This is a genomic window from Silvimonas amylolytica (assembly GCF_014645555.1).
In the GTDB taxonomy this organism is placed as follows: Bacteria; Pseudomonadota; Gammaproteobacteria; order Burkholderiales; family Chitinibacteraceae; genus Silvimonas; species Silvimonas amylolytica.
Genome location: NZ_BMLY01000006.1, coordinates 68,844 through 81,777, shown reverse-complemented (window position 1 = coordinate 81,777; position 12,934 = coordinate 68,844). Strand labels below are relative to the sequence as shown.

The window sequence follows — 12,934 nt, the reverse complement described above, 5'->3', positions numbered from 1 at the left end:
CTGCGTAGTTGGGGATTTCCAGCACAAGAATCTTTGAAAGATGATCGACCAACTATCAAACCGCGTTAACCCGGATGTTCCGGTGCGTGACGCGCAGCATGGGCCCATGACGATCCGGCCACACCGCCAAGCAACAGGAAAATGGCCGCCAGTTCTAGCGGACGTGGCAAACGGGCGTCGTAACAAAAGCCGTAAAACAGCGCAAAGATGGTTTCAAAAATGATCATCTGGCCACCCAGTGTAAGCGGCAGCCGGCGTGTCGCAGCATTCCACAGCCCCGTGCCAACCATGGAGGCACCGATCGCAATCGCAAACATGGCCAGCGTAAACCAGCCCCAGGGCCTCGCCACATGATGCGAGGCCGCCGACGGGCCCAGCACCAGCACCCCTGTCAGCAAGGCCAATGCGCCGGTCGTCACGCCCATCAACAAAGACCAGTCATGGCTGGACATATCACTGCGCCGCATCAGAAAGCGTGCATTACCAATGGCATAGGCGCTCCAGCTCAGCAAAGCCGCCACCGCTGCACCCAGCCCAAGCAGCCTTGCACCCGTGCTTTGGGCGTAATCGGCGGGCAACCGGGCAGTAAGCACATCGGCGCCGTTACACAGCACACCCAGCACAATGGCAGCCAGGGGCAAGGCAAGCCGGCGCAACGGCACCGCATTGTGATCGGTACTGCCAGCCAGCGTCACCAGCACGGGTAGCATACCAATGACGAGTGAAGTGGCTGCTACGCCGACACGCTGCACGGCAATGGCCAGCATGAAGTAGTAGATGAGGTTCCCGGCTACGCTGAGCCAAAACAGGGTGAACCAGTCACGCCTGTCCAGACGGGGCAAGACGCGCCGCGCAACGGGCAGCAAGAACACCAGGGAAACAATGCCGTAAGCCACATAGCGCCCCACCATCAGTTCCGTCGCACTGAACATGGACAAAACGCGGGGCACCAGAAAAATCACGCCCCACAATGCACCCGCCATCACGCCATACACAATGCCTGCAAACACCGGTTTCTCCGTGCCACTGATTGCAGCAGCATAGCGCACGATGCAGACCCGGCACGCTGCGGGTTTACCGCAATGGCGCAACACTGCATCCTCGCCCCCCAGGAAGTGGCATTCTCAGAAATCCGGGTTATCCGATAGAGCCGTGGCGTTGCTATCCCGAAAATACGGGTTTGTTTTCTCTGGATCAGCGGCTTTGCGCCCACCATCGCCATGAACATGCCCGCTCTCGCCGCCCTGCTTGGGGCGCAATCGTTCGTGCCGCCCGCCGGCACTGACAAGGTCAACCTGTTATTGCTTCACGCTTTTCATGCCGTTGCAGCTGAACGGAACTTCGCGCACGCAGCGGTGGCATTGCGCATGTCCCAGCCGACCCTGGTACGGCAGGTGAGAGAGCTGGAAGACCTGATCAGCGTGCCACTGGTCATTCGCCGGCAGAACGCAGTGTTGCTCACACCAGCGGGTGAAAAACTGGCGCGTGAATTGCAACAGTTGTTTGCCCAGGTTCGGCAGTCCATCGCGCAGGTTTGTGATGTCGATCAGCTGGTGAGTGGTTGTGTCAATCTGGGCCTCAGCGCTGCGGCACTGACCAGTACCCTGCCAGCACAACTGTCTGCTGCTGCGGCCACCAAACCAGGCCTGCAATTTCATTACCAGGAATTAAGCCCGCAAGCACAGATCGACGCGTTGCTCTCGCGTGAGCTGGATGCCGGGTTCTGGTATTTGAGTGGAGATACCGCACCGCGCAGACTTTCACACCAGTTGATCCAGCGCGAGCCCCTGTGTCTGGCGCTGCCCGCCGACCACGCCCTGACAGCACAACCCGCCGTTTCACTCAAACAACTGGCGCAACTGGACATGATTCACTACGAGACCGGTGAGGCCTTTAACAATGGTTTTCTCAACACCGTTTGCCTCGCCCACGGTTTCATACCACGCGTGGCGCATATCGTGCAGAGCCCGCTTAGTGCGCTGACGCTGATTGGTCAGGGGCTGGGCCTGGCACTACTGCCGAACGGCTACCGTCAGGTGAGCATGCCAGGCGTAGCCATGCGGCCGTTGCAAGAAACCGTCAATCTGCAATTGCACATGGTATGGGACTCACACCCTGCGGGCACGGCTGCGGCTCGCTGGCTGAGTGCGCTTTTGGCAGACTGAGAGCACGAGCGATCAGTCATTGTGCCAGCTGGAGCATTCCTGGCGGTGCCCAGGCACCTTTGCCAAAATACTGATCAGCGCCCCGGATTTGCACGTAGCCCTGATCAACGGCAATTACCTGCAAATGCTGATCGCGCGGCAACTCCCGGCATTCGCGGCTTTCAAACAGCGCCTGAAATTTGTCCTGTCGGCCTGTTTGCACGTAGGTCACACTATTGTGCGCCGTATCGGCAAATGCGCAGGCGTAGGCGCCCGGCTTGGTGGGCACCACCGGCATGCCCGCTTGAAGGGTAATCACCGGCACACTGGCGGTAGGGTCTCCAGCATCAACGACATCAATGAGCATGCTGGCTGCACCAACCACGAAAACACCCAATAACAACCACATCTGCCACTTCTGCGACTTGCTGGTCACTACCGCATTCATGCTATCGACTCCGCCCTGGCTACCGCGGCATTGTAAATCAGCGCAGCAAGCTGGCAAGCCGGGCCATGCCCTCTTCAATATCCTGCGGGGTGGAGTGACTGAAATTGAGGCGCAGGCAACTCAGCGCAGGCTTTTCTGTGTAAAACGCATCGCCCGGCATGATGGCGACCCCTGCCTCCAGTGCTTGTTTCATTAATGCGTGGGTATCTACGGGTTGTTTGAACTGCACCCAGAAGAACAAGCCGCCGACCGGTTTTTGCCAGGTCACCAGATCGCCCAGATGGCGTTGTAACGCAACATGCATGGCATCACGCCGTTCGCGGTAGATTGGCAAGATTTGCGCCACATGTTCGTGCAAACCACCTTGCAGTGCCTGCAAAATGAGGTGCTGACTGAGACGATTACTATGCAGGTCGGCAGCCTGTTTCAGTCGGGTCAAATGCGGGACGAGTATCGGGTGCGCGATCAAAAAACCCAGACGCAAACCCGGTGCCAGGGTTTTCGAGAAAGAACCTTGATACACCCACGGCGCATGCTTCAAACGCCCAACGATCGGTTGCGGGGCCGCACCATCAAAGGCCAGCTCGCGATAAGGGTCGTCTTCAAACAGCGGCACACCTGCCGTATCCAGTGCCGCAGCAATACGGTCACGTTGTTCATCCGGGTAACAATATCCGGAAGGATTCTGGAACGTCGGCGTGAGATAAGCCAGTTGAGCTTGTTCGAGTGCTACCTTGAAAGACTGGTTATCCGGGCCCGCCGTCGGGTCGACCGTTACCGGCAGGAAATCCGCACCAAACAAGCGAAATGACTGGACCGCCGCCAGATAAGCCGGCGCTTCAACCAGTACGCGCGTCCCTTCCTCAATGAACAGCTTGGAGACGAGATCAATCCCCTGCTGTGAACCCGACAGCACCAGCACCTGACTTGCCTCACAGGCAATGCCAAGGGCCCGGGCTTCCGCAGCAATGGCTTCACGCAATTGCGGCTCACCTTCCGTCTGACCGTATTGCCAGCAATTGAGTTGCTGCGCAGATTGCACTTGTGCCAGATCTGGTCGATATAACGCTTCCTCCGCCGGCAGGCCGCCAGCAAAAGAAATCACACCCGGGCGGCTGGCCGCGGCAAGAATGTCGCGCACCAGCGACGAGGTGAGGCGTTCGATACGCTTGGCAAACATGGCAGAGTCTCCAGCATCTGTTTTATGCGTTTCGGTCCGCAAAGTGGCCAAGAAAACAACATAAACAAACGGTTAGGTCAATATATTTGACCATATCTTGTTTCCCTGCGGGCAGATTGTCAATATCATTGACCCACCATATCAACCATAACAGTTGCCAATTCCTTCATGACCACCAAACGTGCTCTCAGCGAAGCGCAGGAACTGCTGTTTTACGCCTACCGCGCCTTTACCGCCGCACCCGATGCCTTGCTGGATCAACGTGGCTGGAACCGGGTTCATCATCGCTTGCTGCATTTCATCGGACGAGACCCTGGCATTGCGGTGAACGAACTACTGGAAAAGCTGGGCGTGAGCAAACAAGCCGTGCATGGCCCGCTCAAAGCACTGGTCGAAGCCGGGCTGGTAGAAACCGCGCCTGATGTGGAAGACCGCCGCGTGAAATGCCTGAGTTTGACCGAAGCTGGCGCGCAACTGGAATCCGCCCTCTCCTCACCCCAGTTTGCGATGCTGGGCGAAGTCTTCGCCCAATGTGGCCCACAGGCCGTTCAGGGCTGGGAAGCCGTGATGAAGGCGATGGCGAAGCGAGTTGGTTAATCATGCGGGCGTGACTGCGCCCGCTTAATACTCGATCGGTGTTGCTTCCAGGCTGCGCCACAGATACCACGTCGCCACACTGCGCCATGGCTGCCAGCGCTCTGCCAGGTCTCGCATGGCTTTGGGCGGCATGCGTTCCCCATTGTTGTACAGCCGGGCGATCGCGTTGATTACGCCGATATCATCCAGCGGCAGGATATTGGGCCGTAGCATGGAGAACATCAGGAACATCTCCGCAGTCCAGCGGCCAATACCCCGGATTGCCACCAGTTCCTTGATCACTGTCTCATCGTCCCAGCCCTGCCAGAGCGACATATCCAGCCGCCCTTCAATGTGGTGCCGGGATAGATCCTGCAGATATTCAACCTTGCGTCCGGAAAGCCCGCATTCGCGCAGTTGCGCGGTTTGCAAGGCAAGTACGGCTGCACTCGATAACTCGCCGCCCAGTGCCAGCAAAAAACGGTTCCACACCGACTCTGCCGCTTTCACCGAAATCTGCTGCCCGACAATAGAACGCGCCAGCGTCTGCCAGGCGTCTCCCCGCCCGCGCAAGCTGACATTGGGAAACTGCGCAATCAGCCTTCCCAGCACTGGGTCCGCCACCGCAAGCGCGGCGGTGGCTTCATCCCAATACGGCGGGCGCGGGGTGCCGGTCATTCACCCGCCACGGTCATGCTGCTGATCAACACTGAGCCAATGCGGCGGCTGGATGACAACTGAATGTCGCTACCTACGCCAATCACGTTCAGGAACATATCCCTCAGATTACCCGCGACAGTGATCTCTTCCACCGGGTATTGAATCTGGCCGTTTTCCACCCAGAAACCGGCCGCACCGCGCGAGTAATCGCCCGTGACCATATTGGTGCCGTGCCCCAGCAATTCAGTCACGAGCAAACCAGTGCCCAGTTCGGCCAGCAACTCGTCAAACGACGCAGTGGGCGTCACGATCAGGTTGTGCGCGCCCCCGGCATTGCCGGTACTTTGCATCCCCAGCTTGCGCGCACTGTAACTGGACAGGAAATAACCCTGTTGTATGCCGGCATCAATCACCGTGCGCCTTTGGGTGGCCACACCTTCCGCATCGAACGCACCGCTCCCCAGCCCCTTCTTCAGGAACGGATCATCAACGATGGTCACGCACGGCGCAAACACTGGCTTGCCCAGACTATCGAGCAAGAACGACGATTTGCGATACAGGCTGCTACCGCTCACCGCGTTGACCCAGTTACCCAGCAAAGAGGACGCCAGCGAAGCTTCAAACAACACCGGGTACTCGCCGGTTTTCACGCGACGTGCACCAAGACGACGCAATGCACGCTCACCCGCCTTGCGCCCGACGATCACTGCCGGTTCGAGGTCTTTGGGATCGCGCATGCTGGTGTACCAGTAATCGCGCTGCATACCGCTTTCGTCTTCAGCGATCACCGCTGCCGAGACGCCATAGCGTGAGCCCGTACCCGCACCGACAAAACCCAGCGAGTTGCCATACGCCCAGCGCGAAGCATGAGTGGACGCCGATCCCCCTTCGGAATTGGTGATGCGCGGGTCAACGCCACGCGCCGCATCTTCGCAATCGGTGGCAATCCGGATAGCGTCTTCCACCGGCAAATCCCACGGGTGGTAGAGATCCAGATCAGGGAAATGGGTCGCTAGCAGGTTTTTATCCGGCAGGCCTGCGTACTCATCAGCTGCGGTGTAACGCGCAATGGCCAGCGCGGCTTTCACGGTATCAGCAAGCGCCTGGCCAGAGAAATCAGAAGTACTGGCATGGCCCTTTTGCTTGCCGAGGAACACGGTGACGCCAATGCCCTTGTCACGGTTGTATTCAATGGTTTCCACATCGCCCAGGCGAACGCTCACGTTCTGGCCAAACGATTCGGAAATATCCACTTCGCAATCACTGGCGCCTTGCTTTTTGGCTTCATCCAGAACCTGACCAACAAGGGCGGCCAGTTGCTGTTCGCTAAAACTGAATCCGGACACGATTTTCCTTTTAGATGATTGGCAAGCACGCCCGCGGCGTGGTCCATGTCGTAGTTTGTTATGATAGCGGTTTTGCAGTAACGGCCCCAAACATGGCACATAACGACTCTTACGACCAGCACGACGATGACGTCGAACTGGTGAGCAAATCCCAGATGAAGCGCGAAATGACCGCGCTGCAGGATCTAGGTGCGGAACTGATCCCGCTGGACATCAAACTGCTTGAACCACTTGGCCTGCCCGAACGCCTGGTGGCAGCCATCCGCGAAGCCAAGCGACTCAAGGCACATGGTGCCATTGCCCGCCATAAACAATACATTGGCAAACTGATGCGCGAAGTCGACCCCGAGCCGATCCGTGCCTTGCTGGCGCGTATTGCCGGGCAGTCTGACGAGCACAATGCCTGGTTGCACAAGCTGGAACGCCTGCGCGAAAAAATGCTGACCGAACCCAAAGCGGTCGAAGCTTTCGTGGCAGAACATCCGGCCGTTGACGTTCAGCATTTGCGCCAACTGATCCGTAATGCCGTCAAGGAACGTGAGCAGCAAAAGCCACCCAAGGCATTCCGTGAGCTGTTCCAGCTTTTGAAAGAACAGTTCGCCCAACCGGTGCAACCCAATCCGGATGGCACGTTGCCCGAATCTGACGAGGAATAAGCCCCAATGAGTTGGCAAATGCAGTGCGAAGGTTTTCTGTTTGACATGGATGGCACGCTGGTCGACTCCACCGTGCTGATTGAGCGTATCTGGCATGGCTGGGCGATCAAGAACGGCATTGATTTTGATTTCCTGATGCAGCATGTGCATGGGCGTCGAGGTACCGAGACCATCGAGATCGTCGCACCGCATATGGATGCAAAAACGGAAGTGATTGCTCTGCTGGAGCAGGAAATGGAGATGATGGAAGACATTCCCGCCATCCCCGGTGCAGCGGCGTTCCTGGCCAGCTTGCCTGCTGGCCGCTGGGCTGTCGTAACGTCTGCCTCCCGCGCCATTGCTCAAGCCAAGCTGCGCGCTGCCGGCCTGCCAGTGCCTGATCTGCTGATCAGTTCGGACGACGTACAAAGTGGCAAGCCGCACCCGGAGCCCTATCTGAAAGGCGCAGCCTTGCTCGGTTTGCCTCCGGAGCGCTGCGTCGCTTTTGAAGATGCCGAAGCAGGCATCCGTTCGGCCCACGCCGCCGGCATGAATGTGGTCGCCATTCTTCACGCCAGCGGCCATGAACCCACCGGTCTTGCTGGTGCCAAAGTTGCGCACTACGAAGAACTGGCGTTACGTCCGGGCAGTGGCGCCGAGCTGATTCTGGAACAGCGCCCATGACATTCAGGATTGGTCTGGTTTCGGTCTCTGACCGCGCCTCGCAGGGTGTCTATGAGGACAAAGGCATTCCTGCACTGGAACAATGGCTACATAACGCACTCATCACACCTTTCGAAACGGTTACCCGCCTGATTGCCGATGAACAATCCGTGATCGAAGCTACCTTGATCGAACTGGTTGATGAACTTGCCTGCGATCTGGTGCTGACGACCGGTGGCACCGGGCCAGCGCTACGTGATGTCACCCCGGATGCAACGCTGGCCGTGGCGGACCGTGAAATGCCAGGCTTTGGCGAACAAATGCGCCAGATCAGCCTGAAGTTTGTGCCGACCGCTATTTTGTCACGCCAGGTCGGCGTGATTCGCAAGCGCTGCCTGATCCTGAATCTGCCTGGTCAGCCCAAGTCTATTCGCGAAACGCTGGAAGGCCTCAAAGACGGACTGGATCACGTCATCGTGCCGGGTATCTTTGCCGCTGTACCGTATTGCATTCAGTTGCTGGAAGGCCCGTATATCGAAACACGTGCCGACGTGGTCGCAGCTTTCCGCCCCAAATCCGCCATCAAACCGCAGGAATGAACCGTGAGTACGACCACGTCTTTGCTGGACACCATTGAGGTAGAAACCGGCGACAATCCAACCGCCGCCGTGATCTGGATGCATGGTCTGGGTGCTGATGGCAGTGACTTTGCCGGCGTCATACCGGAATTGGGGTTATCGGACAATCTGGCCGTACGCTTCATTTTCCCGCATGCGCGCTTTATGCCCATCACCTGCAACAATGGCTACACCATGCGCGCGTGGTACGACATCCTCTATTTTGAGGACATTGATCGCCATGCCGATGAAGATGGCATTCGGCAGTCACTGCTTGATGTTGAGGCGTTGGTCAAGGATCAAAACGCCCGTGGAGTGCCAACCCATCGCATCGTACTGGCCGGTTTTTCCCAAGGCGGCGCGATTGCGTACACAGCCGGGCTGACTTATCCGGAGCGACTGGCCGGCATTGTCGCACTGTCGACTTACTGGCCGTCACCGGTTCTGATCGAACAAAACCGGAGCGCCATCAACGCTACCACGCCGGTGCTAGCCGCTCACGGCACGGCCGACCCCGTTGTGCCGGTGGCGCTCGGGCGCCGGGCCCGCGCCGCGACAGAAGCCTTGGGCAACCCGGTGGAATGGTATGACTGGCCCATGCAACATTCCGTCTGTTTGCCCGAAATCCACGCAATCGGGCGGTTCCTGAACAAAGTGCTCGGCTGATCATTTCGCCCCAAAACAAAAGGCTTTGTCGATGACCGACAAAGCCTTTCGTTTTGCAATGACATCGCGACAAGTGTGATCAGTGCTTTTGGCCCAGCACTTGCACCGTTACCCAGGTCCAGTCCACGCCTTTGTCCAGCGAACGGGTCAGGTTCACTGTGAAGTGGCGGTCCCGCGCCTGAACCTCATAGGTGCGATCCGCATCATAATTGGCGGAATGCATCAGCAAGGTATTGCTGGTTACGCCATCGATCTCGTACGGCAAGTACAGTGCTGAATTTGCGGAGTGCAAGGCCGTGCTATCAAACTCGGCAAAGTCCGTCACCTCCAGTGCGCGCGGCGGCGCGGCGGCAACAGTGGTCGTCTGGATATTCACCGCGACCGGCGTCGCGCTGAGCAACTGCAAGCCTGCGTAGATCTGGAACTCATTCATGCGGGAGATCCGGCGCACAACACACACCTTCCAGCTGTCTTCCGGCCCAAAACGCATACCCACCAGCACGCCCGGGCGCACCCATTCTGCGCCTTCGGCCTCCAGCGTGGCGCCGTAGCCACCTTCAGACTCATTTTCAACACGCCAGGATTGCCAGTCGGCAGGATCATTACGCTGCACAATTTGAGGTGCCTGCGCTTGACGAGAGCGCGTCCGCGCCGAGACGAAACCATAGAGTCGCATATCCATGACTTCATCGTAATCAACGCCGGTTTTGGCTTCGTCTGGCTGGCGAGAAAACTTCTCGTTGTCGGCGCGAATTTTGCGATGCAGCCGATCCAGCCCGTACACCACGTCCGCTTCTTTATGCACGTCTCGGCGATCACTACGGGTGAACTGGGCATTGCGTACGGCCATACCCCAGAACACGTCCAGGTGCTTCAAGAGTTCAAGGCAGGCGGGGCCGCGCACGTCATTACCCAAACCCAGACTGGCAGGAGAAGCCCCGGCTTCCAATCGCGCAATCAGTCCCTGCACCTCATTCAACAGTTCGTAAATACCCCAGTAGCGATAAGGATCACCCTGACTGTCGTCGCCAATTTTTTCCGGCCCCTGCTTCCCGCTCAAATTGACACAGTAGTGGTGATGATCCGGCTGATAGCGGCGCGCAATCAGGACATTACGCGACCATTTATCCAGCCATTGATCGACCCAATCGAGTTGACGCACCGCCAGGTTATTGGACGACACCGTATTCAGCATCAACAGCTGAATATACTCATCGGCACAAGAACTGACTTCTGCACCGTGATGCGGGTAGAGCGGAAACGGATTGCAATCGAACCCGTCGATCTCGGAAAGCCGGTACAGGCTATGCGCTTGTGACCAGAGCTGCCCCGGCACGCGATCAAAACGAAAGTAATGCCATTTGGCCAGCACCCCTACGTAATGCAGGCAACGCGCCAGCACCAGCGGCATCATGGCATCGTAGGCCTGCTTTTCCTCGCCATCCGCTTCGACCTTGGCAAAGCGCAGATAGGCCTTGACCATGGAGTCAGCCAGCCCGGTAATGTCTTGCCAGAGGCTTTGCTCGATCTCTTTGGGCATGCGCGGATTGGAAACGTACTGGTAGCGGATGCGCTCATAGCCCATCTGTACGCTTTCATCGATCTTGATCAGCGCCTGCAGGATATCGGGGGATGGCTTGCCACCCACAGACAAAAATTCGTTGACCACCGACGCGACCTTCGCTCGCTGTGCTTGCGGGTCTGCCAGTTCAAGCTTTTTGCACCAGGCAGTGACTTGTCGTGGGTTCTCAAGCGGGGATGTATCTCTTGAGAACAAATTATTGAGAAACGATCTCATGGTTTTCCTGTGCTTGACCGTCTTACGCGGCTGCGCCTTGTGTTCCGTCCTGGCGTACCCAGTTAACGGCTTCTTCCAGGTTATCAAAGATTTCGATACGCGCTTCGGAGAACAACGTGTTCACCCACGCGGACCAGGCCACCCACTGGTCAGTGGTTACAACGGCAACCCGGCCGAAATCGTTGCGATGCGTTTTGGCAAACTTGTATTCCTCAACCGCCATGTCCAGCGTGTAGCGCACCATGGCGGTCATGTCGAACAAGAGATTGGGTTTGCCCTCAAAATTAATCTTGTAGCGCACGTCATCTTCAAACTGACGAAAATCGTGCACGGTAAATTCATTGAAAACCGCTACCGATACATAACCTGGCTCATGGGTAACGCTGATCATGGCACCCCCTGAAATTGGCTGGCTTGTTCAGTAATCAAAACCTGTTAACAGGCGCTTTGTTTACATCCGCTACGTCGACCCAGACTACTGCGACCTGACGCAAGCGATGGAAGTTCAGTGCTTCAGTTTTCGTCATCGTCCGGCAATTCGCGCTTGCTGGTTAAACGCGCACGGATCATCAACATTTTCATTTCACGCACAGCCGTCGGCAACCCGACAATCAATGCATGCGCAATGATAGCGTGGCCAATGTTCAGTTCAGAAACCTGAGCAATGGCGGCAATGGGCTCTGCATTGTGATAGTTCAAACCATGCCCGGCGGAAACCACCAGGCCCAGATTAGCGGCATATTCCGCAGCCACCTTGACCCGCGCATATTCCGTCTCTCTGGCCCGGCGATCAAGTGCGGCTGCGTACCTGCCTGTATCAAGCTCGATCGCTTGCGCGCCCAGCGCATGGGCCAGGCGGATCTGCTCGAAGTCTGGCGCCAGCAAGACACTGGTTCTGACGCCAGCTGCGCTGAGTTTTTTGATGTACTCGCCCACCTCGGCTTTGTTGCCACGCACATCAAGCCCATGCGAGCTACCCTGCTGATCGCCATCGGCCGGGACCAGGCACACATCCTGCGGCGCAATGCCGAGAACAAAATCCAGCAAAGATGGATTGAGCGCCATTTGCAGATTCATGCGCGTCTGCAACAAAGCCTTGATCAGCCTGACGTCCTCATCGCCCACATGGCGACGGTCTTCACGCAGATGCACGGTAATGTGATCCGCACCGGCCTGCTCTGCCACCTGGGCGGCGAACACCGGGCTGGGATAACGGGCATCACGTGCGTTGCGCAGGGTTGCAACGTGATCAATATTTACGCCAAGCGAAAGGTCACCAGCCATAAAACAGTCTCTCCGCAGCAATGCTGTTCAGCCGAAAAAAGATACGTTGCCAATATGGCATCCACCCTCTCTTCGACAAACTGACACTTTTATCATAAGCCACTCGCGCCCCGCACCCAAGCTGCAATCAGACATCCGCCTGTATTGCCGCCCCCGGCGGATCAGATACGCTGCAAGTCCAGCAACAGCTGCCGGGTATGCAAAGGCGCGTCACCCAATGCGACAGTCAGCGCTTGTCGCATCAGGAGCTTGCCTTGAGCGAGAACACGCTCGTCAGCCAGCCGACCCGCTGCCAGTTCCTGCAGCACAGCGCCATCGAAGCGACCTCGTCCGTTGTCAGCAAGTATTAATCCCTGACCTGCGACAAAGTCATATTGTTGGTCGGCTTGCACATCCCTACCCGCAGTATCGTGAGCAAGATCTACGCCATATCCGAGTTCCGTGAGCAATTTAAGTTCGAACCCACGCAAAACTGGCTCGACCGCGCTACCGGCTTCTGTTGGCAAACCCGCCAGGTCACGGATCGCCTCGTAATAAGCGGCAAACAGGACGGGCTGGGGTTCTTCACGCGGCATCAACCGCACCAGCAATTCGTTCAGGTAGAACCCGCACAATAATGAAAGCCCTGAGGGCTGGGTGATACCGCCCTGCCATTCCGCCGCATGCAGTGTTTTGACCTCAGCGCCACCAAACCAGGACATCAGCAAGGGCTGAAAAGCCAGGAGCGTGCCTCTGAGTTGTGAACCTGGCCGTTGCACGCCACGCGCGGCAATAGAGATACGACCGTAGTCGCGTGAGAACACCTCAATCAGCCGGCTGGTTTCTCGCCATGCGTACTGATGCAGGATAAAGACGGGTTGTGTGTCGACGCGCGGCTGGCCTTTGCCACCGCGGGTACGGGACACTTTGGGGGGAGA

General features: G+C 57.6%; 15 protein-coding genes. 6 read left to right on the top strand and 9 right to left on the bottom strand.

Features of this window, described 5'->3' with window-relative positions:
- Window positions 1-65: 65 nt before the first annotated feature.
- Window positions 66-1,049 carry a DMT family transporter gene (locus tag IEX44_RS16150; RefSeq protein WP_229679236.1) on the bottom strand — a complete coding sequence of 328 codons (984 nt, stop codon included), beginning with the start codon at window positions 1,047-1,049 and terminating at the stop codon, window positions 66-68.
- Window positions 1,050-1,220: 171 nt separating this feature from the next.
- On the opposite strand from IEX44_RS16150, the gene IEX44_RS16145 reads away from it, so the two are divergent.
- The gene (locus IEX44_RS16145; protein ID WP_188696279.1) at window positions 1,221-2,165 is read left to right on the top strand and encodes a LysR substrate-binding domain-containing protein; all 945 of its coding nucleotides are present in this window, start codon (window positions 1,221-1,223) and stop codon (window positions 2,163-2,165) included.
- A 16-nt stretch (window positions 2,166-2,181) separates the two neighbouring features.
- Here the strand turns inward: IEX44_RS16145 and IEX44_RS16140 are convergent, their stop codons facing one another.
- Window positions 2,182-2,592 carry a hypothetical protein gene (locus IEX44_RS16140; RefSeq protein WP_188696275.1) on the bottom strand — a complete coding sequence of 137 codons (411 nt, stop codon included), beginning with the start codon at window positions 2,590-2,592 and terminating at the stop codon, window positions 2,182-2,184.
- Window positions 2,593-2,629: 37 nt separating this feature from the next.
- Window positions 2,630-3,772 carry an aminotransferase-like domain-containing protein gene (locus IEX44_RS16135; protein ID WP_188696273.1) on the bottom strand — a complete coding sequence of 381 codons (1,143 nt, stop codon included), beginning with the start codon at window positions 3,770-3,772 and terminating at the stop codon, window positions 2,630-2,632.
- Between the two features lie 168 nt (window positions 3,773-3,940).
- On the opposite strand from IEX44_RS16135, the gene IEX44_RS16130 reads away from it, so the two are divergent.
- Entirely contained in the window at window positions 3,941-4,369 is a 429-nt protein-coding gene (locus IEX44_RS16130; RefSeq protein WP_188696270.1) for a MarR family winged helix-turn-helix transcriptional regulator, read from the top strand.
- A gap of 24 nt (window positions 4,370-4,393) precedes the next feature.
- Here the strand turns inward: IEX44_RS16130 and IEX44_RS16125 are convergent, their stop codons facing one another.
- Window positions 4,394-5,026, bottom strand: a complete 633-nt coding sequence (locus IEX44_RS16125) for a DNA-3-methyladenine glycosylase family protein (protein ID WP_188696266.1) — start codon at window positions 5,024-5,026, stop codon at window positions 4,394-4,396.
- Window positions 5,023-6,354: a metalloprotease PmbA gene (pmbA, locus tag IEX44_RS16120; RefSeq protein ID WP_188696263.1), complete on the bottom strand. Its 1,332-nt coding sequence runs from the start codon at window positions 6,352-6,354 to the stop codon at window positions 5,023-5,025. The genes IEX44_RS16125 and pmbA overlap by 4 nt, the downstream gene beginning before the upstream one ends.
- Before the next feature lie 92 nt (window positions 6,355-6,446).
- Here pmbA and yjgA point away from each other — a divergent pair, with 92 nt between their 5' ends.
- Genes yjgA through IEX44_RS16100 form a run of 4 tightly spaced genes read left to right on the top strand, consistent with a single transcriptional unit; the run spans window position 6,447 to window position 8,935 of the window.
- The gene (gene yjgA, locus IEX44_RS16115) at window positions 6,447-7,010 is read left to right on the top strand and encodes a ribosome biogenesis factor YjgA (RefSeq protein WP_188696259.1); all 564 of its coding nucleotides are present in this window, start codon (window positions 6,447-6,449) and stop codon (window positions 7,008-7,010) included.
- 6 nt (window positions 7,011-7,016) lie between these two features.
- On the top strand, window positions 7,017-7,673 hold the full coding sequence (locus IEX44_RS16110; protein ID WP_188696257.1) for an HAD family hydrolase: 657 nt from the start codon (window positions 7,017-7,019) through the stop codon (window positions 7,671-7,673).
- Window positions 7,670-8,251, top strand: a complete 582-nt coding sequence (mog, locus tag IEX44_RS16105) for a molybdopterin adenylyltransferase (RefSeq protein WP_188696254.1) — start codon at window positions 7,670-7,672, stop codon at window positions 8,249-8,251. Before IEX44_RS16110 ends, mog begins: the two co-directional genes overlap by 4 nt.
- 3 nt (window positions 8,252-8,254) lie before the next feature.
- Complete coding sequence (locus tag IEX44_RS16100; RefSeq protein WP_229679235.1) at window positions 8,255-8,935, top strand: alpha/beta hydrolase; 681 nt, start codon at window positions 8,255-8,257, stop codon at window positions 8,933-8,935.
- A gap of 79 nt (window positions 8,936-9,014) precedes the next feature.
- Here IEX44_RS16100 and IEX44_RS16095 read toward each other — a convergent pair whose 3' ends face one another.
- The 4 genes from IEX44_RS16095 to recO form a co-directional block, all read right to left on the bottom strand.
- Window positions 9,015-10,733 (bottom strand): cyclic-di-GMP receptor FimW-related protein, encoded by a 1,719-nt coding sequence (locus tag IEX44_RS16095; RefSeq protein ID WP_188696250.1) that lies wholly within the window; start codon window positions 10,731-10,733, stop codon window positions 9,015-9,017.
- A 22-nt stretch (window positions 10,734-10,755) separates the two neighbouring features.
- On the bottom strand, window positions 10,756-11,124 hold the full coding sequence (locus IEX44_RS16090) for a SpoIIAA family protein (protein WP_188696247.1): 369 nt from the start codon (window positions 11,122-11,124) through the stop codon (window positions 10,756-10,758).
- 122 nt (window positions 11,125-11,246) lie between these two features.
- Window positions 11,247-12,017 carry a pyridoxine 5'-phosphate synthase gene (locus IEX44_RS16085; RefSeq protein WP_188696244.1) on the bottom strand — a complete coding sequence of 257 codons (771 nt, stop codon included), beginning with the start codon at window positions 12,015-12,017 and terminating at the stop codon, window positions 11,247-11,249.
- 161 nt (window positions 12,018-12,178) lie between these two features.
- The gene (recO, locus tag IEX44_RS16080) at window positions 12,179-12,922 is read right to left on the bottom strand and encodes a DNA repair protein RecO (RefSeq protein ID WP_188696239.1); all 744 of its coding nucleotides are present in this window, start codon (window positions 12,920-12,922) and stop codon (window positions 12,179-12,181) included.
- Between the last annotated feature and the right edge of the window lie 12 nt (window positions 12,923-12,934).